We start from the raw sequence: 20,824 nt of genomic DNA on the forward strand, positions 1-20,824 counted from the left end.
AATAAAATATTTATAAAAAATTAAATTATGTTCGAAATTTATCAAGACAAAGCAGGAGAATATCGTTTTCGTTTGAAAGCTAAAAATGGACAAAATATTTTGGCAAGCGAAGGTTATAAACAAAAAGCAAGCTGCGAAAACGGAATTGAATCTGTTCGCAAAAATTCGCAAGATGATTCTAAATACGAATTAAAAGAAGGTGCTTCTGGTAAATGGCATTTCAATTTAAAGGCAACAAATGGACAAGTAATTGGGACAAGCCAATCGTACGAAACTGAATCTGGCGCTAAAAATGGAATTGCTTCTGTAAAAACAAATGCTGCTGATGCAGAAATAAAAGAAGTAGGAGGTTAATTACAAACCGTCATAAAAAGCTGAAGCCTTGGATAAATCCAAGGCTCAACCTAATTAACACTAATATGAATTAACACTAAAAACTTATGAAGTAAAATAATGTTCAACTTTATTTTAGATGCGATCTAAGCATCCAAGCAGTTTTTTGATGTTGTTCTAATAAACCAACTAAGAAATCCGAAGTTGAAATATCATGAAACTCATCAATTTCTACTACAGCCTGTGCCAAAAAGTCAATAATAACTTCGTGATCGTGTAGTAAATCAGCAATAAAACTTAAACTATCTTTGTTTTCAGTTTTTCTTGTTTCTGATAAGTGAGCTAACTGCAAATACTCTGCCATAGTTGCTGGTGCATAAACATCTTTTTGACGAATTTTTTCTGCAACATCATCTATAACAATTTGTAACTCGTTATATAACGATTCAAAATACACATGTATTGTCTGAAAATCAGGACCTTCTACATTCCAATGTGCATTTCTTGTTTTTAAGTATAAAATATGTTCATCAGCTAATAATTTAATTAAAATATCAGCGATTTTTTGTTTTTTTTCTGGCGATAATAATTTCATATGATTAAATTTTATATTGTCTATTTGATTAACTTTACTAATGCAAATATAGAACCAGAAAACGAATGAATTATAGATTTATCAAATCTTATTTCTATTCTTTTATAATTAAAAACTATGAACGACTCGAATTAACTTAAAATAAATAATGATGTTTACTTAAAAACAGAATTACTATTTTTGATGAGACAAATTTATAGTGGTTTTTTCAATTAGAGCCATTTTTAAAAGTTAAAAATTAATTAAATTTCTATGAAAAAGTTTCTTTTATTTATCATTTCTTTAACCCTAAGCTATACTGCTTTTTCTCAAATTAATCAAAATCAAACGCTTAATAATAATTGGCGTTTTGGAGGTGGTTTGGGACTATCTTTTGGGAATAATAGTTATTTTGGGTTTAATATTTCTCCAAGTGTTGGATATATGGTTGCAAACAATTTAGAATTGGGTGCGACAGCAGGTTATCAGTATGCGAAAGATGACTATGTAAAGCAAAATTTGTTTAATGTTGGTCCTTACATTAACTTTTTTCCAATCGAGAACATTTTCTTGAGAGCCAACTATATGTACTACACAGGAAAACAAAAGTACAACGATCGTACGCCATATTACAACAGTATTTATGAAACTGACATGGACGAATCTGCGTTATGGTTGGGAGCTGGATATCAATCGAATGGACCAGTAAGATTTCAAGCTGGCGTGATGTACAATGTTTTATATAAAGAAAACGAAAGTATATTTTCTTCAGGATTACAACCTTTTATGGGTGTTTCAATCGGATTATAAGTCATAAAAAAATCCATCTAAAAATTTTTAGATGGATTTTTTTATTTATTTCAATTCGTCTGTCAAGAATTTTCCTGTCACACTTTTCGGATTCTTAATGATTTCTTCTGGCGTTCCTTCTGCCACAATTTTTCCACCTTTGCTCCCTCCGTCTGGACCAATATCAATCACATAATCAGCTAATTTTATCACATCCAAATTATGTTCGATAATGATAACAGTATTTCCAAATTCTACAATTTTATTGATTACTTTCATCAGCACATTAACATCTTCAAAATGCAAACCTGTTGTGGGTTCATCTAAAATATAAATTGTTTTTCCTGTTTGTTTTTTAGCCAATTCTGTTGCTAATTTCACACGTTGCGCCTCTCCTCCACTCAATGTTGTCGACTGCTGCCCAAGCGTAATGTAACCCAAACCTACATCTTGCAACATTTTGACATAACGATATATTTTCGGAATCGCTTCAAAGAATTCTACCGCTTCATTTACCGTCATTTCTAACACATCCGAAATCGATTTTCCTTTGTAACGAACCTCCAACGTCTCACGATTAAAACGTTTACCATTACATGTTTCACATTCGACATGAATATCAGGTAAGAAATTCATTTCAATCACACGCAAACCTGCTCCTTGACAAGTTTCACAACGCCCACCTTTTACATTAAATGAAAAACGTCCAGGCTTGTAACCTCTAATTTTGGCTTCAGGTAAATTTGTAAACAACGTACGAATATCAGAGAAAATTCCCGTATAAGTCGCAGGATTAGAACGAGGCGTACGACCAATTGGCGATTGATCCACTTCGATTACTTTATCCAAATGTTCTAAACCTTCGATTTTTTTATAAGGCATCGGATCTTTTTCTGCTCTAAAGAAATGTTGATTCAGAATTCTGTACAATGTTTCATTAATCAATGTTGATTTTCCAGAACCTGAAACCCCTGAAACCACAACCAATTCACCCAAAGGAATAGTAAGATTTACATTTTTTAGATTATTTCCAGATGCACCAAAAAGTTTCAATTCTAATCCATTACCTTTTCTTCGTTCTTTTGGAATTTCGATTTGTAACTGATTGTTTAAGTATTTTGATGTTAATGTATTTGATTTCAACATTTGTTCCGGTTCACCTTCCCAAACAATTTGACCACCATTTTTTCCTGCCTTTGGTCCAACATCAACCACATAATCCGATTCTAAGATCATGTCTTTGTCGTGTTCTACAACCAAAACTGAATTTCCTATATCGCGTAATTTCTTCAACGAATCAATCAATCTGACATTATCGCGTTGATGTAAACCAATACTTGGCTCATCTAAAATATACAACACATTTACCAGTTGAGAACCAATTTGAGTTGCCAAACGAATTCGCTGCGCTTCGCCTCCAGAAAGGGTTCTCGAAGAACGATTAAGACTCAAATAATCTAATCCGACGTCTAATAAAAAAGATAAACGCGTATAAATTTCTTTCAGAATCTCGTGCGCAATTTGTTGTTGATTCGACGTCATCGAAACTGGCGCATTTTCAATCCATTTTTGCAACGATTGAAGATCCATTTCCGCAACTTCTCCAATGTTTTTACTGTCAATTCGGAAGAAAAGCGATTCTTTTTTAAGGCGTTTTCCTTCGCAAGTTGGACAAATAACTTTCTTTCCAAACTTTTTGCTAATCGAACTTGAAGACGGATTATTTTTATCTTCCATTATTTCAGAAAGAAATTCATTCAATCCTTCAAAATCGATTTTATATGTTTTTTTGACTGATGCAAATTTAAGATCGACATTCAAAGTTTCTTTCAAACCATTCATTACATCATCAATTAATGCTTGAGGAAGTTTTTTGAATGCTACTTTTTGGTCTACATTATGTTTGACAAAAATCGCTTCCAATTGTTTTTCTATTCGAGAAGATGATTTTAGCGCTTCAAATAATTCTTCCAAATTATCAAACAACGATTTTTCGCTATCTTGAAATAATTTTTCGTGATTAACCACTTTCAACTCGCCTAAACCTGTACAAGTTGGACAAGCTCCTTTTGGCGAATTGAACGAAAATGTATTCGGTTCTGGCAACGCATATGACATTCCTGTCGATGGACACATTAATGAACGAGAAAAGAATTTGGTTTCATTGGTTTCGTAATCCAAAATCATCGTAATTCCATTTCCTTGATGCATTGCATGATCGATACTTGAACGCAAACGTTGATCATTCACCTTATCATTCAGCAACATTTTATCCACCATCAATTCAATATCATGCGTTTTGTAACGATCTAACATCATTCCTGGTGCAATATCTTTCAACTCGCCATCAATACGCATTTCAAGAAAACCTTTTTTAGAATATGTCACAAAAACCTCTCGATAATGACCTTTTCTTGAACGTACAATTGGTGCTAAAATTGCAATTTTCTTTCCGCTGTATTGTGCACGGATCAACTCAATGATTTGCTCTTCTGTGTAAGCAATCATTTGTTCGTTTGTTTCAACAGAGAAAGCCGTAGAAGCACGCGCATACAACAAACGAAGAAAATCATAAATTTCTGTAATTGTACCAACAGTAGAACGCGGATTTTTATTGGTCGTTTTTTGCTCAATTGCAATAACTGGTGACAAACCATCAATTTTATCAACATCTGGACGTTCCAAACCACCTAAAAATTGACGCGCATAAGCCGAAAAAGTTTCGATATAACGACGTTGTCCTTCTGCATAAATCGTATCAAAAGCCAACGAAGATTTTCCACTTCCACTTAAACCCGTGATTACCACAAGCTCGTTTCGAGGAATCTTTACATCAATATTTTTTAGATTATGTTCACGTGCACCGTAAACTTCAATAAAATCTTTGTCCATGTTCGTTTGTAAGAAGTTGCAAAAATACAAAAAAAGCCACATTTCTGTGGCTAAGTGTACTTTAAAAATTGTTAATTCTTAAGTATTTATTGTTTTTTAATTGGAATATAAATTCGAGAAATTAGTTTTAAACTATCAGTTTCCTTCGGATCGTTTAACATAATTTCTAATTGCTTTGTATCCAATTGTAGTTTTTTCGATTTTGCATAATTCTTCATTTTTTCGATTGTTTGTGCACGTTTAGAACGAGGTCCTAAATGCAATGTTAACAAATAATCTCCACCAGGAACAACCACTTTTTTCATCTCTTTTTGTAAAGGCAAATCTTCTATTAATTGTATTCCTGCAAAAAATGTTGTTTTATCTTTTTCTTTATCAAAATCAGTAAAATAGACATATGGGAAACCTAAATCGAAATCAAAACCACCTTCATCTTTATTCATTAATGATTTATAAATCACCTCAAAAGCGCCATCCACTTTATCCATTATATCTTTTTCTGCTAAACTTGACTGCTTACGAATTGCTAATAAATTTGTTCGACCTAATTCTACAATTCGATATTCACCATAATTCAATCGACCTTCTTTTTGATCCTTATCTAATCTAACTTTCACTTTTTGATTGAGGTTATCCAAAGATTTTTCAAATTTAGATTCAGGATTTTTGAAAAAAGCAAAATAGCGGTAGAAATAAGGAATTTCTTGACTTAAATAATTCAATTTTGCAGTTGTTTTTCCATTTTCTTGTTGTTCAAATTTAACATTAAGACTATCTAATTTTTCCCAACCATCATATTTTATCGTATAATTAACGAAACGATTTATCGAAAAATTTTCAATCGTTACTTTTCCAGAAGCAATTGAAGCATCTTCAGAATCCCAAATCATATAATTTTCGTCCTCTTCTTTTGTATTAGAAAATTTCTTGATTGTCAAAGAATCCGCAGCTGTAAATTGTTGCCATTTCGAAAATTGACGAAGATTATAAAATTCGTCGTACACCAAACCAACAGGGGCATCAAATTCATATTGCATTTCTTCATCGAAACGACTTGGTAAAACGATTGGCAATAAAGCCAAAACCGCAATAATGATTACTAAAAAAAGATTTATTTGTTTCATTTACAAAATTGATTGTACAAAAATAGAAATACTTTGTAGGACTCTTAATATTAATCTGAATTAATCTGTTAAAAATAGTATATTTGAGTAAATAATATAAACTTATGGACTTTACAAATTTAATTCAGGGTGCAATGGGACAACAAATTGTTGGTTCTGCTGCAAAACAATTAGGGATTAATGAATCTCAAGCTCAAACTGCTGTTGCAGCAGCTGTACCTTTTTTATTGTCTGCTTTAAATAAAAATGCACAAGGCGGAGGTGCTGAAGGAATTTCGAATGCTTTAAATCAACATGACGGGAGCATTTTGGATAATCTTTCTGGATTTTTAGGTCAAGGAGGAAATCAACAAGATGGATTAGGAATTTTAGGTCACGTTTTAGGAAATAAACAACAAAATGTAGAATCTGCAATTTCTCAACAATCTGGATTGAATACAGCACAAGTTACTCAAATTTTAGCGTTAGTTGCACCAATTGTAATGGGCTATTTGGGTAAACAAAAACAGTCTGCTGGATTAGATTCAAATGGAATTGCTGGTTTATTAGGCGGTTTAGTTGGTGGTTCTACAACTCAAACAAACCAAAGTGGAGTAAATTTAGGTGGTTTCGAAAAATTGTTAGACCAAGATGGTGACGGACAATTAGGAATTGGAGATGCTATGAGTTTATTGGGTGGATTTTTCAAAAAATAAGCCTTGTCTTAAACTGAATAAAAATACAAAATTTATTAAGCAGGAAATTTTCCTGCTTTTTTTGTTTCAAAAATTATCAACCTAAAGATTCTGAGTAGTCAAAATTATCAACTTCATAAATATTAAAAGTTTACTTTAAAAAATATGTTATTTTTTTTATTGTTAATTGTAATTTTATCAATAATCAAACACAAATAACATGGATACTTTATTTTACTCAGAAAAATTCATTCAAAGAATTAAATCAAAAAACCCAAACGAAAAAGAATTTTTACAAGCAGTTGAAGAAGTTTCCGAAACCATTTTACCATTTGTAGAAGAAAATCCTAAATACAAGAAATTCAAAATTCTTGAAAGAATTGCAGAACCAGAACGCATTATTCAGTTTAGAGTAACTTGGGTTGATGACAAAGGCGAAATCCAAATCAACAAAGGTTATCGTGTACAAATGAATTCTGCGATTGGTCCTTACAAAGGCGGTTTGCGCTTTCATCCGTCTGTTAATTTATCTATTCTTAAATTCTTAGCTTTTGAACAAGTTTTCAAAAATAGCCTGACAACTTTACCTATGGGTGGCGGAAAAGGTGGTTCTGATTTTGATCCAAAAGGAAAATCTGACATGGAAATTATGCGCTTCTGCCAATCTTTTATGAGCGAATTATCTCGTCATATTGGTGCAGATGTAGATGTTCCCGCGGGTGATATTGGCGTTGGAGGACGAGAAATTGGTTATTTATTCGGTCAATACAAACGAATGCGAAACGAATTTACAGGTGTTTTAACTGGAAAAGGTTTGGAATATGGCGGTTCTTTGATTCGTCCTGAAGCAACTGGTTACGGTTTATTATATTTTGTAGAATGTATGCTAGCCGAAAAAAAAGAAACCTTAAAAGGTAAAACTGTTTCTATTTCTGGCTCTGGAAATGTTGCACAATATGCTGCTGAAAAGTCTCTGGAATTGGGTGCTAAAGTGGTAACACTTTCTGATTCTTCTGGATATATTTATGATGAAGATGGTTTTGACACAGAAAAATTAAAGGTCATTTTCAAAATTAAAAATGATAATTATGACAGAATCTCAAAGTATGTTGATTATTATCCAAACGCTAAATTTTTCTCTGACCAAAACCCTTGGAAAGTCCCTTGTGATATAGCTTTGCCATGTGCTACACAAAACGAATTGGATTTGCAAGATGCTCAAACTTTACATCTCAACGGATGCAAATTGGTTGCAGAAGGTGCAAATATGCCAACAACTCCCGAAGCGGTTCATTATTTTTTGGATCATCAAATTTTATACGGACCTGGTAAAGCTGCAAATGCCGGTGGTGTTGCGACTTCTGGATTAGAAATGTCTCAAAATTCGATTCGTCAAAATTGGAACAGAGAAAAAGTAGATTATCGATTAAAAGAAATTATGATCAAAATTCATCACCAATGTAAAAAATATGGAAAAGGTGAATTTCAAGAAAATATAAATTATTACAAAGGCGCTAATATAGCTGGTTTCGTAAAAGTTGCCGATGCTATGATTGCTCAAGGAATATAAAAATCCATTTATAAAATTCGGTTCCCTTTACTGAATTTAGAATTCAATTGTTTGTTATTAAAGCTGAACTTCTGTTCAGCTTTATTTTTAGAGAGGAAAATTAATTTTAAACCCAATTCCACGAACTGATTCAAATTTTATCGTTTCATCGTTCTGAAAATATTTGCGCAAACGTGTCATAAAAACATCCAAACTTCTACCCATAAAATAATCGTTTTCGCCCCAAATTTTTTCTAAAATCTCTTTACGGCTCACTAATTTTTGATTATTCTGAATCAAGAAACTCAACAATTCTGCTTCTTTTTCTGTTAACTGAAATTTTTCTTCTTGATAAGATAATTGCAATTGATTTGGATGAAAAACATAAGTTCCAATTTTAATCAATTCTTCTAAAACAGGTTGATTTCTTTTCAAAATATTTTTTATTCTCAAAACCAATTCTTCTGGATCGCAAGGTTTTGTGATGTAATCATCTGCACCTAATTTCAAACCTAAAACACGGTCAAAACTTTGCGCCTTAGCTGTCAAAAATAAATAGGGAATTGTAATGGTTTCGGCTAATTTTTTCGCTAAAGAAAAACCATCAATTTCTGGTAACATGACATCAAAAATGATTAATTGAGCTGATTTTAACAATTCTATTTCCTTCAATAATTTTTGCGGATGATCAAACCAAGTCACTTCAAAATCAGAAAATTCGAGATATTGTTTGAGAACTGTTCCCAAATCTTGATCATCTTCTACTAAAATTAATTTAGTTTTCATTCTGCAAAACGATTAAAAATTGAACACCTTTGTCTTTATTATTCTGAACGCTAATTGTTCCTAAATATCGTTCGATTGTATTCTTGACCAAAAATAATCCAACACCCAAACCGCTTACATTTTGGTTAACAGAACGGTTTACACGATAATATTTATCAAAAATAAATGACAAATCATTCGTTGGAATTCCAATTCCATTATCCGAAAAACTCAATTTTATTTCTTTTTGAAATTTAAAGTTTAATACAATTTCAGAAGCGCCATATTTCACTGAATTTTCAATCAAATTCTGAGCTATTTGTTGAAAATCTTTTGTTCTTAATACATTATTTTTCTCGAAAATACTTTGATGAATAAGTTTAACTTCTGGATATTGAAGCTGAATATTTTGAATAATTTCACTCAAAATAACCTCATCTAACAACTCAGAATTTTCGTCATTTTTTACAAAAATAGAATCGACAGTTTGCTCCAAACGATTAATTTGTCGATTCATCATTTGTTTCGTTTCTTGATGTTGAACTTGATGCAGAGCAAATTTCATCGTCGTAATTGGCGTATTCAATTCATGCGCAATAGAATCTATTGTCAAATGTAATTGATTGATTTTTTCTTCTTGTCTCGATAAATTTTTAAGGCTTTTCCAATACAAAAAGACAATTAATCCAACAATCAACAAACTCACAATGATTAAAGGAATAATTTTTTTGAGAATTAAAAATTTAAGATTTAATAACTCATAATACGTTTGTGATTTCACTTTGTATTTATGTCGTACACTTTCATCAATTCCTAAATCAGAATCTTTTTGATTACTAATATCATCGGAACTCCATACGCTTTGATTAATCGATTTTGGATGATTTATTTTGGATGATGTACGATACATAACCAACGGTTTGTTAGGTAATAATTCCTTATTATTGATTTCATCATAAATAGAATAAATTTCCATTTTCAGCGCAATTTGATAATTCTCTCCTTTGGAATAAAAATCCACTAACGAATCTACTTTAGACGTAAATATTTGATGATTATTATTTATTTTAAAACGAATAACATTCAGTTCATCAAACTGTTTATCCTTTTCATGTGATAACATCTTAAAACTATTAATCAAATTATCTTCATCGATTACTTTCTGGATTTGATTCATTTCATCTGCAACTTTCAAAGCAATTTCAGACGCCTCTTTATTCATATCTTTTTCTATCAAACGATACGAATTGTAGATATAATAGGCTTGCAATGCAACCAAAACAATCAATGCAAAAGAAAAAATAAATGTATAATGTTTTTTAGATAATTTCATAAGCTTTTCATCAATTCAAAAATACATTGTTTTCGCACATAAATTACACATTAACTCATCGTTAACCGTTCATTAACCAAGTAAAATCGAAACTTGAAAGAGATTTGTTAAAAATCTGAACCATGAAAATAGTAATGACATTTTTTCTGCTACTTCCAAATTTAATTTTCGCACAAATTATTTCTGGAAAAATTATCGATGAACAAAATCAACCAATCAAAAATAGTTCTATTGAAGTTGAAATTCCTTCACAAGATCCAATTATAACTGAATCAAACGAAAATGGCGAATTTAATTTTGAGCTTCATCAAGCACAATCATTTATAATTTATATTAAAGAATTTGGTTACCAAGAATTTGAAAAGACATATCAAGCCAACTCAGAAAATTCTTTGATTATTACACTTCAAAAAGATGAAACAATTAACTTAAAAGACGTTGTTGTTTCTAGTCAAAAACCTTTGTTGAAACGAAAAATTGATCGGATAGAATTTAATGTCGAAAATACGCCTTTGCAAAATTTAAGTGCTTGGGATATCGTGAAAAACACGCCAAATGTTCTTCTAAAAAATGAACAGTTAAGTGTGAGAGGAAATACGCAAATTTTGGTTACGATTAATGATAAAAAAACATTAATGTCGCAAGATGATTTGAAACAATTGTTGGAAAACACTGATGGCGCAACAGTTTCTTCGGTTGAAGTAATTACCAATCCACCTGCAAAATATGAAGCTTCTGGAAGCGCGATTATAAATATTAAAATGAAGAAAAATGTTCTTTCTGGTTACAAAGGACAAATTGCAACACGTTATCATCAATCTATTTATAGCAAAGGAATGCTGGGTACTACCCAATCTTACAATACAGAAAAATGGCAATTGACAGGAAGTTATTATTTTGTGAATGGAAAATATGTTCGTAAAAATTTTGATGTAACAACTTATGAAAAAGATCAAACACGTTGGGAAAGCGACATGATCCGTCGAACAGTTGCGAAACAACAACATATTTACAACTTTGCTTCTCAATATTCAATTGATAGTTTACAGAATTTTCAGTTTGGAATAAATGGTTCTAGAAATCCTGCTTCAATTGGGAATTATAACGTTCCGACAAATATTTACAATACAACGAATAATCAACTTGAATCATTTTATACAACACAAAATCATCGTCGCGAAGCTTCAAATAATTTTAATACGTATTTGGTTTATGACAAAAAAAATGGGAAAAATAATTTGACTTGGAGTAACAATTTTAGTCATCGTTATTACAAAGAAAATCAAGATGTTTTAACAAAACTGAATTTCAAAGATAAACCTTATGAAGAAAATCGTTTTTTGAGTGCTGCACTTCAAAAATTGAATCTATTTTCTACACAAATTGATTATAGTTTCACTAATGAAAATTTCGGCTTGGAAGCGGGAGCGAAATATAGTTTTGTAAAGAATGATAATGATTTGGATTTCTTTGAATCGATCCAAAATCAAATCGAATATCAACCCGAAAAAAGTAATATTTTTAATTACAAAGAACAGATTTTCGCCTTATATATTTCTGGAAATTACAAATGGAAAAAATGGGAAACAAAAGCTGGTTTGAGATCTGAAACAGCTCTTATAAATACGATTTCTGATAATCCAATTAGCCAAAATAAACGAACAAATACCGATCTTTTTCCAACTTTATACGTCATGTATAATTTTGAAAATGCTGGACAAATTGGTTTGAATTATGGAAAAAGAATTGATCGACCTAATTATAATTTCTTGAATCCTTCAAAATCATATTACAATCTATTTTCTTATTTTCAGGGCGATGCCAATGCGATTTCTACGATTATCCACAATTTGAGTTTATCCTACACTTTGAAAGATTGGAATTTCGAAACCTATTATCGATACGAAAAAGATCCGGCAATGGAAATTTCATTACAAAATCCTGAAACTTTTGAAACTGTTTATCATTTTACAAACATCAAAAATGGAGAAGCTTTTGGAGCAAATCTTTCGAAAAATTTTAATCTAAAATCGTGGTGGAAACTGAATTTATTTGCGATGGGAGAATATAATCAAAACTATTATTTTGGTCCAGATAATCTGCAATACAAAAACGATGTCTTTTTTTATCACCTTTCATTGAGCACGCAATTGGATTTAGACAAAGCAAAAACATTTAATATTTCGGCAGGATATCAATATAATTCGAAGGCAATTCAAGGTTCGTTTGATATTAGTTCTTCTCAAAACACCTATTTGATTTTAAACAAAAAAATATGGGATAAACGTTTCGAAATTGGTTTGGTTTTCAATGATATTTTCAAAACTGATCGCAATACGATTTCTACGAAATATGCGAATCAAAATCAGTATTTCAAAGATTATCGCGATACGCAATATTTTATGTTGAATTTAAAATACAATTTCGGAAATCAGAAAGTAAAAGATGCGAAACAAGCGCAAAAAACCGCTGAACAAAATAGAATTTAGCGTTACAAAAAACGTAAGTTTTATTAAATTTGAACAAAAGCAATAAAATGAATTCAGTAAAAATTATTCGAACAAATTCATCTAACAAAGATTTTCAAGAATTGGTAACAGAATTAGATAAAGATTTAGCGATAAGAGATGGAGAATCTCATTCTTTCTTTTCACAATTTAATAAAGTTGATAAGATAAATCACGTTATTATCACCTATTTAAACGAAATTCCTGTTGGTTGTGGTGCAATAAAACATTATTCTGACACAACGATGGAAGTGAAAAGAATGTATGTAAATCCTGATTTTAGAGGAAATAGAATTGCGGCAAAAATTCTGAATGAGTTAGAAAATTGGGCAATCGAATTGGATTATGAACGATGTATTTTGGAAACTGGATTGAAACAACCCGAAGCAATCGCTTTGTATGAGCGATGTGATTACACAAGAATCGAAAATTACGATCAATACAAAGATGTCGAAGAAAGTGTTTGTTATGAGAAAATATTGAACTAAAAAAGCTGAGCGTTGCTCAGCTTTTCTTTTATTTATTCCCTTCTTTTACCATTTTATTCATTTCGGATGCCGTAATTTCACCATCCATAATCATGTACATTTGTTGATCGTCGCTATTAATGCTCATCAACACATTTTTAAAAACTTTTGCATTTGCATTTTCTGTTAAAAAACGAATTTTACTTCCGTCCTTATTTATCGACATCAATTCCTCTAATTTCATTTTATCAAAAGCAGATTTCACTTGATTTTTAGCATCTTTGTTCGTGTTATCAATCATAATCATTTTGATCGAATTCATTTTTTTGAACAAGCCATCCAAATCTTTCAAATCAGAATCATTTGCCGTCATACTTCCCATCATACTAAACATTGCTTTGTTTATGGTAATCGTTGTAACGCCTTTTTTATCCTGAAATTGGTTGTAAATATCGACGAATTTATTTGTCTGCGCATTTGCAAATCCAACAATGAATAATGCAAAAATGAATACATATTTTTTCATATTTTTATTTTTAAAGTTCTATTGATAATGATTTTAATTGTCCGATTGCCTTCGCTCCTTGGTCTACATTTTTCGAAAATAATTTCATTGTAGAATAAGCCAAAGCTTTCGCTTCTTCCATATTTTCAACTGGTTGACCATTTACAATCACAAAATCTGATGAATATTTTTCTGCGCTTTCAGGCTTTATAATCTCTTGCTCAATTGGTTGAATGGTTGATTTTTTATTTTCTTGTTTAATTGATTTTGTCTCTTTTACAAATTGCGAAACTTCGTGTTTTATCTCAATATTATTTGGTTCAGAAATCACTGTATTAGGCTCTTCTCCTGTTTTTTCTTCTTTATTCTTAACAACTTCTACTTCTTTTTTTTGAGGCTCAATTATTTTCACAATTTCTTGATGATCTTCAATTTTATTTGTTTGATTCAAGAAGAAAAATAATCCAACAACAAGTAAAATGGATGCCGCAATTCCCGAAATTTTCCATAGAAAAAATTCTTTCGATTTTGATTCTTCTATAACTTTTGGTTGATTTTCTTCAACTTTTGTCATAAAATCATCAAAACTTAATTCCATTTTGACTTCTTTTTCCTCTTTTAATGTTTCAAAAAAAGAATCATTTTCATTATTTTTCAACTGTTTTTCTTGATCATCGGTTAATTTTCCCTCAAAAAAATCGTCTTTATTTATAATAGATTGCTCTTTCTTCATTTTCAAAAAAAACTTCTAATTGTTCTCTTACTTTTTGTCTTGCTCTCATCAAATTTACTCGAATTGCATTTTCTTCCATTTCCAGAATTTCAGCAATTTCTTTTATTTCGAGTTCTTCTACATCTTTCAGATGCATTACTTTGCGTTGTTTGTCTGGTAATTGATTAATCAAATTTAGAATAATCGGTTTTATTTCTTGTGGATCTTCTTGAATACTCAAATTGATTTGCGTTGTATTTTTATAATTCTCTCGAACATCAAATTTTCGTAATCGATTTATACATTCATAATTTACCATTCGCATTGCATAAGCCTCAATGTTGTCCACTTCAATTAACGAATCGCGTTTTTCCCACAATTTCATTAATATTTCTTGCACAACATCAAACGCTTCATCATCACTAATCAAAATCCTACGCGCAAAACGATACAGCTTATCCTTGTGGACAAATACCGATGTTTTAAACGTTTCTTGATTCATATTGAGTGCTTTTACTAATAAGACAGCTCAATACTAAAAAGTGTTACATCGATTTTGAAACTTTTTTCGAATAAAATAAAAAAGCCTCTAAAATAGAGGCTTTCAATTGAATATATTTTAATAAATTATCCTTTATAAATAACAGTTCCTCCAGCTTGCGCTTTTGGAAAGATTGTAACATCGGCAATTTGTACATGTTCTGGTTGTTGCAACAAATACTCTATTGCATTTGCAATATCCTCTCCAACCAATGGCTCAAAACCTTTGTATACATTATCAGAAAGTTCTTGATTTCCTTTGAAACGAACCAAAGAAAATTCTGTTTCCACTGCTCCTGGCGCAATATTGGAAACTTTGATTCCGTAAGGCAACAAATCATAACGCATTCCTTTGCTCAACGATTCTACTGCCGCTTTCGACGCACAATATGTTCCTCCATTTGGATAAACTTCTTTTCCTGCAATCGACGAAAGGTTGATGATATGCGCATTTGATGATTCTTTAAGAATTGGAATAATTGCTTTCGAAACGTAAATTAATCCTTTTACATTGATATCAATCATCGCTTCCAAATCTTCCAAATCAGCTGTATCAAAAGGTGCTAATCCGTGTGCATTTCCTGCATTATTGATTAAAACATCAATATTTTTCCACTCATTTTCTAAACTTTCTACTGCATTAAAAACAGCTTCCTTGTCTCGAACATCAAATTGAATGGTTTTAACTTCCGTAATTTGACTCAATTCTGCCTGAATTTCATCTAATCGATCTTGACGACGCCCACACAAAATTAAACGATAATTTGGTGCTAATTTCTTTGCTGTCGCCATTCCTATGCCAGATGTTGCTCCGGTTATGAAGACTGTTCTTTTCATTTTCTTAAATAATTAAAAGTGCTTTTTTAAGACCGTCTAAGATACAAGCTAAAAAGAAATTAAAAAATGATTTATCCTGTTTTCGTTCGATATTTTCTACTTTTTCTTCTTTCATTTTTCCACGAGAATCATTCTTTACCGCCGCATTTCCAACTGCTGATAATAATTTCCTTTTCGAACCATCATCACGCAAAACATTCACTTTCAAATTTTGATAATCTATTCCAAAATTTCCTCCAGCAACTTTATCATTTCCATCAAAATTAAATTTTATTTGATTGAAAAATCCGTCTACAGAAACCTTAAGATATGGTTTCACAAAAGGATCGAGATTTTTTGCAGGAAGTTTTGAAATTGAACCATTGATATTAAATTTCTCTGAACGATTCATTGGATTAAATGTCCAATTTGCACGCAAATCTCCATTCATAAATTCTGAACGCCAATCAACATCAACGTCTGGTAAAGATGTTTTACGATAACCCGAATTGACATTTTTAACCGTTGCGTTTATAGATGAAAACGTCAATTTTCCTGTTCCGATACTTTTAGCCGTTTCCTCTTCATATTCTAATTTAGAGTTGACCAATTGCAATTGTTTCACCCCTAAATCAAATTTCATTTCGCGTAATTTTTGTGAAAACATTGTTTTACGTTTTGTGTCATCAGGCGGAACCAAACTTCTATAAATGTTAGCATAAAGCTGGTTCAATTTTATTTGATTTGCTTTCAAAAAGAAATCTTTGGATGGAGAAATTCCCCACTGAATTCCATTTCCTTGTAATTGATTGACAGAAACAGTGTATAAATCGGCCTGTTTATCTAATGAAGCTGTATACGCTTTTCGAGAAAGTTTTGGTGTTAATTTTAATTGGTTTAAGGTCAAATTCCCATTCTGAAACTGCAAAGTTCCAGTATTCATCTTATACGTTTTTCCTAAATCGAAATCAATTCCCGAAGATTTCAGTAATACAGATTTATAAGAAAAAGGAATCGCTTCTTGAATTGTTTTTGGATCAACATTAATATGATTAAATGCTAACTGAATTTGCTTCAATGTTAAATTCGGCGTTTTTTGTTGATAAGGAATCACATCTAAATGTCCATTTACCAACGAAATTTTATCAACTTTTATAACATCATTAAACTCTTTTGAGGTTTTTCCTTCGCGCTGCGCCACTCGTCTTGGCTGTCCATAAATTGTAAATTTTGGATTTTTGAAAATAACATGATTAACATGAAATTCTTTCCCATAATCATTTTTCAATCCTAAAACCGTCAAATTAACATTATTGAAATCAAATTTTTGTGAAGCAATAAAACGAGATTGCTTGATTTGAATCGTATCAATTCCAAGATTAAAATTAATCAAGAACTTTTCTGTTGCTTTTTCAACTTTCTTCGCAATAACTTTTTCATTCTTTTGATCGATGATTTTCACATTTACCTCATCCAATTTGATTGAATTTGTATGAAAATAGAAATCACCATTTTTTATTCCCCAACTGTTATTATTCAACGTCAAAATTGGCGCTTCGACATCTAATAACGTATTTGATTTTGTATAGTTTCTATTAAATTGATTTTTTGAAATCAATGGTTTCATTTTGAAATTTTTCAGAATCAATTTCTTTTCTGTCAAATCAAAATTAGATGCTGTTAATGTGTGCATTTCATTCAATCGATAATACATCGAATCCAACTTAATACGGAAAGTTTTGTAATCAATCGGAATATCATTTGTTCGCGTCAACGCATTCATTTTTATTCCTTCGATATTTAATGCAACATTGTTTATTGCATATTTTACCGTTTTTGCATTAGAGAAAAGTGAACGAATTTTACCGTTTTCTATTTGCAATTTTTTGATATTAATTAACTCCGCATCTTCCGTTTTTATGCTTACTTTTTTGATTGTTTCTTTCTCAACTTTATTCTCTGGTTTAGCAGAAATAATGGTAATTTTTGGATTTTTGAATTTGATTAAATCTGTTTTAAAATATAATTTATCTTCCGAAGTAAATCCCCAATCCATCTTGGAAAGTGAAAGAAGTGGTGATTCAATATCCAATAAATCATTTTCAGAATCGTTTGGAACGTACATTTTTCCGTTCATTTTGAGCGGTTTCATCAAGAAATTGTCCAACTCAAAATCAGTTTCATTAAAACGAACTTTTCGTGCTCTAATCAATTGTTGATCTTTTACTACAAAAAACATCGAATCTAATTTGATGTCAAAAGCAGAATATCTGAACGGAATTTTTTTGTCCGCTGTTCGCTCATTGAAACGAACGCCGTCGAAATCGATCGAAAAATTAGAAACATTTGCAATATGTTTTTTTCCAGATTGAGAATACAAATTAAACTCGCCATTGTTGATATTCACATTGGAAACATCAATACTTTGCCCAACTTTGGATTGTGCTGTATCTTTTTTGACCGAATCTTTTTTCTCTTTAAGATAATAATTTACAGAAGGATTATTGATGTTGATTGAATAGGCAGCAACTTCTTTTTTGGTAATTAATTTTATAAAATTGATACCGACAACATTTATTTCTTTGACTTTTCCTGTTGCGTCAATCGAATCCTTTATTAACAAAGAATCTTTTGGAGAAACTTCAACATTTTTTAGTGATAAAGACGAATTAAAAATAGAAAAGCTCAAATCTTCGTAAGTCAGATTATAAGCGGTATCGTTTTTTTCTGCAATGATTTTTGGAAGTCGATCATTCAGAAAATAGGAGATGTAAAAACTTAAAATAAAAAGTACCGCAATAATTGAAATTAATGCGATACCTATTTTTTTTATCCAACGGTTGTTAATCATTGATATAGTTTGGTTAACAGTCTTAAGAACAATTATTATACCAGATATAACAAAATGTTAAATTTATTCGTTGATATCGTAGATTTCTTTGATATTTTCTAAGATTTTATCGAAGTTTAAATTCAAATCAATTAATTTTCCAGTAAACAAATCGAACACCCAACCATGTACTTCTAATCCATTTTCCATTGCACGTTGTACAAAAGGATTTTTTACCACATTTACACATTGTTCTTGTACATTTAGCTCTACCAAACGGTTGTAACGCATTCCTTCGTTTTCGATTGCATTCAATTCTTCTGAATGTAAACGATAAACATCACGAATATTACGCAACCAAGGATTCATAATTCCTAAATCTTTCGGAATCATTGCAGATTTAATCCCACCACAATTATAATGTCCACAAACTACAATATGTTTCACTTTTAGGTGTTCTACCGCATAGTCTAAAACAGAAGTGGTATTCATATCCAAACTAATTACCATGTTCGCTATATTGCGGTGTACAAAAACCTCACCTGGCTCCGCTCCCAACAATTCTTCTGCCGTCACACGACTATCCGAACAACCAATGTAAAGCACTTCTGGATTTTGACCAGCCGAAAGCTTATCAAAATATTGCTCGTCTTGTCCTAAACGTTTATTTACCCACTCTTGGTTGTGTTCAAAAACTTTTTCTAAATTCATAATTTTCTAAATTACATCTTGCACTTCTGGATGTTTACCAACATAAACGCTCACATAACTACAAAATGGAATGATTTTCAACTGATTTTTTCTTGCGTAATCTACAGCTTCTAACACTAATTTTTCGGCCAAACCTTGTCCTCTCAATTCGGGATTAACACCTGTATGATTAATCAACATTTGTTTTTCTTTCAGCATAAAAGTTAATTCACCAACTTCTTTATTATTCTCATCAAGAAGTATAAAAACTCCATTTTTTCCTTCTAAATTCAATTCAATTTTCATAGAATAGTATTTTAAATTCAAATTAATCTTTTTGGATGAGATTTGGTCAAAAAGATTTGTTAAAAGTCTCGATATACAAGACAAATTTACGGGTGAAAAGTTTTTAATTCAAAGAAAATTTAAACAAATAATAACAATCAATTTACAATCATCTTTCTATTTGATAATCAACAACAAGCCATTCTATATAATATTTAATGTATAGGTTTGAGTTTTTTACTTGATTATTTATTACATTTGTTAGATATTTTAAGGAAATATTCTTCATATGAAATTTATTGTATCGAGCAACACGTTATTAAAAAATGTTAACTTAATCGGAGGGGTTATTAACTCTAATAATACTTTACCAATCCTTGATAATTTTTTATTCGAATTGGATTGTAGCCAATTAACTATCACTGGTTCTGATTTAGAAACAACAATTTCAACAACTTTAGAAGTTGAGTCTAATGATAATGGAAAAATTGCAATTCCATCAAAAATCTTAACTGATACGTTGAAAACTTTCCCTGCGCAACCGCTTACTTTTATCCAAAAAGAAGGAAATACGTTGGAAATTGTTTCAGAACAAGGAAATTATCAGTTAGCATTCGAAGACGCAAACGAATATCCTCAAACGCCAGATATCGAAGACGCAAGCTCTACAACACTTAGTGCAAGCATTTTATCAGAAGCAATTATCAAAACTATTTTTGCGACAGGAAACGACGAATTACGTCCAATTATGACAGGAGTCTTCTTCCAAGCAAATGCAGATATTTTCCGTTTTGTTGCTACAGATGCGCATCGTTTGGTAAAATATACTCGCAATGGTTTAGAGAATTTACAAGCTGCTGAATATATTATGCCGAAAAAACCACTTATCTTATTGAAAAATATTTTAGGAGGAAATAATGACGATGTAACAATCGAATACAACAATACAAATACACGTTTTTCATTCCAAAACATCGTGTTAACTTGTCGTTTGATTGATGGTAAATATCCTAATTATGAAGCGGTAATTCCAAAAGAAAATCCAAATGTATTAACGATTAACAGAAACTTATTCTTGACATCTTTGAAACGTGTGGCAATTTTCTCTAACAAAACAACAAACCAAGTTCGATTAAAATTAGTTGGAAATTCATTGACAATTTCTGCTGAAGATATCGATTTTGCAAACAAAGCAGAAGAAAGACTTCCTTGTGATTACAACGGAACTGACTTACAAATCGGTTTCAATTCTCGTTTCTTAATCGAAATGTTGAACAATTTACAATCAGAAGAAATAACATTAGAAATGTCTGAACCGAATCGTGCAGGAATCATCAAACCAGTTGATGGACTAGAAGATGGCGAAGAAATCTTAATGTTAGTTATGCCAGTTATGTTAAACGCATAATCAAAAAGAATACATAAAATTCATTTATACA

At 31.0% G+C, this 20,824-nt stretch carries 19 protein-coding genes; 7 read left to right on the plus strand and 12 right to left on the minus strand.

All coding sequences use genetic code 11. The annotated features are described in order from the left end of the window. Positions 1-27: 27 nt before the first annotated feature. Complete coding sequence (locus B4H69_RS14775) at positions 28-354, plus strand: YegP family protein (protein WP_125350254.1); 327 nt, start codon at positions 28-30, stop codon at positions 352-354. Positions 355-463: 109 nt separating this feature from the next. Here the strand turns inward: B4H69_RS14775 and B4H69_RS14780 are convergent, their stop codons facing one another. After that, positions 464-928 (minus strand): Dps family protein, encoded by a 465-nt coding sequence (locus B4H69_RS14780; protein WP_114999161.1) that lies wholly within the window; start codon positions 926-928, stop codon positions 464-466. Positions 929-1,180: 252 nt separating this feature from the next. On the opposite strand from B4H69_RS14780, the gene B4H69_RS14785 reads away from it, so the two are divergent. Further along, positions 1,181-1,717, plus strand: a complete 537-nt coding sequence (locus B4H69_RS14785; protein ID WP_180905986.1) for a hypothetical protein — start codon at positions 1,181-1,183, stop codon at positions 1,715-1,717. 45 nt (positions 1,718-1,762) lie between these two features. Here the strand turns inward: B4H69_RS14785 and uvrA are convergent, their stop codons facing one another. Beyond that, a complete protein-coding gene (uvrA, locus tag B4H69_RS14790; protein ID WP_180905985.1) occupies positions 1,763-4,588 on the minus strand; it encodes an excinuclease ABC subunit UvrA in 2,826 nt (941 codons plus the stop codon). An 86-nt stretch (positions 4,589-4,674) separates the two neighbouring features. Continuing rightward, positions 4,675-5,712, minus strand: a complete 1,038-nt coding sequence (locus B4H69_RS14795) for a GyrI-like domain-containing protein (protein WP_180905984.1) — start codon at positions 5,710-5,712, stop codon at positions 4,675-4,677. A 104-nt stretch (positions 5,713-5,816) separates the two neighbouring features. Here B4H69_RS14795 and B4H69_RS14800 point away from each other — a divergent pair, with 104 nt between their 5' ends. Beyond that, positions 5,817-6,407, plus strand: a complete 591-nt coding sequence (locus B4H69_RS14800) for a DUF937 domain-containing protein (RefSeq protein WP_180905983.1) — start codon at positions 5,817-5,819, stop codon at positions 6,405-6,407. A 199-nt stretch (positions 6,408-6,606) separates the two neighbouring features. Further along, a complete protein-coding gene (gdhA, locus tag B4H69_RS14805) occupies positions 6,607-7,956 on the plus strand; it encodes an NADP-specific glutamate dehydrogenase (protein ID WP_180905982.1) in 1,350 nt (449 codons plus the stop codon). An 87-nt stretch (positions 7,957-8,043) separates the two neighbouring features. Here the strand turns inward: gdhA and B4H69_RS14810 are convergent, their stop codons facing one another. Together B4H69_RS14810 and B4H69_RS14815 are read right to left on the minus strand one after the other, a co-directional pair. Continuing rightward, positions 8,044-8,721 (minus strand): response regulator transcription factor, encoded by a 678-nt coding sequence (locus B4H69_RS14810; RefSeq protein WP_180905981.1) that lies wholly within the window; start codon positions 8,719-8,721, stop codon positions 8,044-8,046. Further along, entirely contained in the window at positions 8,711-10,033 is a 1,323-nt protein-coding gene (locus tag B4H69_RS14815; protein ID WP_180905980.1) for a sensor histidine kinase, read from the minus strand. The genes B4H69_RS14810 and B4H69_RS14815 overlap by 11 nt, the downstream gene beginning before the upstream one ends. Positions 10,034-10,155: 122 nt before the next feature. Between B4H69_RS14815 and B4H69_RS14820 the strand changes: the two genes are divergently transcribed. Next, positions 10,156-12,522, plus strand: a complete 2,367-nt coding sequence (locus B4H69_RS14820) for an outer membrane beta-barrel family protein (protein ID WP_180905979.1) — start codon at positions 10,156-10,158, stop codon at positions 12,520-12,522. 47 nt (positions 12,523-12,569) lie between these two features. Beyond that, positions 12,570-13,028, plus strand: coding sequence for a GNAT family N-acetyltransferase (locus tag B4H69_RS14825; protein ID WP_180905978.1), 459 nt, complete (start codon positions 12,570-12,572; stop codon positions 13,026-13,028). A 28-nt stretch (positions 13,029-13,056) separates the two neighbouring features. Here the strand turns inward: B4H69_RS14825 and B4H69_RS14830 are convergent, their stop codons facing one another. The 7 genes from B4H69_RS14830 to B4H69_RS14860 all read right to left on the minus strand — a co-directional run bounded on the left by B4H69_RS14830 (position 13,057) and on the right by B4H69_RS14860 (position 19,406). Further along, the gene (locus tag B4H69_RS14830; RefSeq protein ID WP_180905977.1) at positions 13,057-13,533 is read right to left on the minus strand and encodes a DUF4252 domain-containing protein; all 477 of its coding nucleotides are present in this window, start codon (positions 13,531-13,533) and stop codon (positions 13,057-13,059) included. A gap of 10 nt (positions 13,534-13,543) precedes the next feature. After that, positions 13,544-14,245: a hypothetical protein gene (locus B4H69_RS14835; RefSeq protein ID WP_180905976.1), complete on the minus strand. Its 702-nt coding sequence runs from the start codon at positions 14,243-14,245 to the stop codon at positions 13,544-13,546. Next, positions 14,217-14,726, minus strand: a complete 510-nt coding sequence (locus tag B4H69_RS14840) for an RNA polymerase sigma factor (RefSeq protein ID WP_180905975.1) — start codon at positions 14,724-14,726, stop codon at positions 14,217-14,219. Before B4H69_RS14840 ends, B4H69_RS14835 begins: the two co-directional genes overlap by 29 nt. 125 nt (positions 14,727-14,851) lie before the next feature. Next, positions 14,852-15,601: an SDR family NAD(P)-dependent oxidoreductase gene (locus tag B4H69_RS14845; protein ID WP_180905974.1), complete on the minus strand. Its 750-nt coding sequence runs from the start codon at positions 15,599-15,601 to the stop codon at positions 14,852-14,854. A gap of 4 nt (positions 15,602-15,605) precedes the next feature. Further along, complete coding sequence (locus tag B4H69_RS14850) at positions 15,606-18,431, minus strand: hypothetical protein (protein ID WP_291094677.1); 2,826 nt, start codon at positions 18,429-18,431, stop codon at positions 15,606-15,608. A gap of 63 nt (positions 18,432-18,494) precedes the next feature. Then, on the minus strand, positions 18,495-19,121 hold the full coding sequence (locus B4H69_RS14855; RefSeq protein ID WP_125350240.1) for a carbonic anhydrase: 627 nt from the start codon (positions 19,119-19,121) through the stop codon (positions 18,495-18,497). Positions 19,122-19,127: 6 nt separating this feature from the next. Then, positions 19,128-19,406: a GNAT family N-acetyltransferase gene (locus B4H69_RS14860; protein ID WP_125350239.1), complete on the minus strand. Its 279-nt coding sequence runs from the start codon at positions 19,404-19,406 to the stop codon at positions 19,128-19,130. A gap of 268 nt (positions 19,407-19,674) precedes the next feature. Between B4H69_RS14860 and dnaN the strand changes: the two genes are divergently transcribed. Continuing rightward, entirely contained in the window at positions 19,675-20,793 is a 1,119-nt protein-coding gene (gene dnaN, locus B4H69_RS14865; RefSeq protein ID WP_125350238.1) for a DNA polymerase III subunit beta, read from the plus strand. Positions 20,794-20,824 lie beyond the last annotated feature (31 nt).

The sequence above is a fragment of the Empedobacter sp. UBA6745 genome, assembly GCF_002453775.1.
Taxonomy (GTDB): Bacteria; Bacteroidota; Bacteroidia; order Flavobacteriales; family Weeksellaceae; genus Empedobacter; species Empedobacter falsenii_C.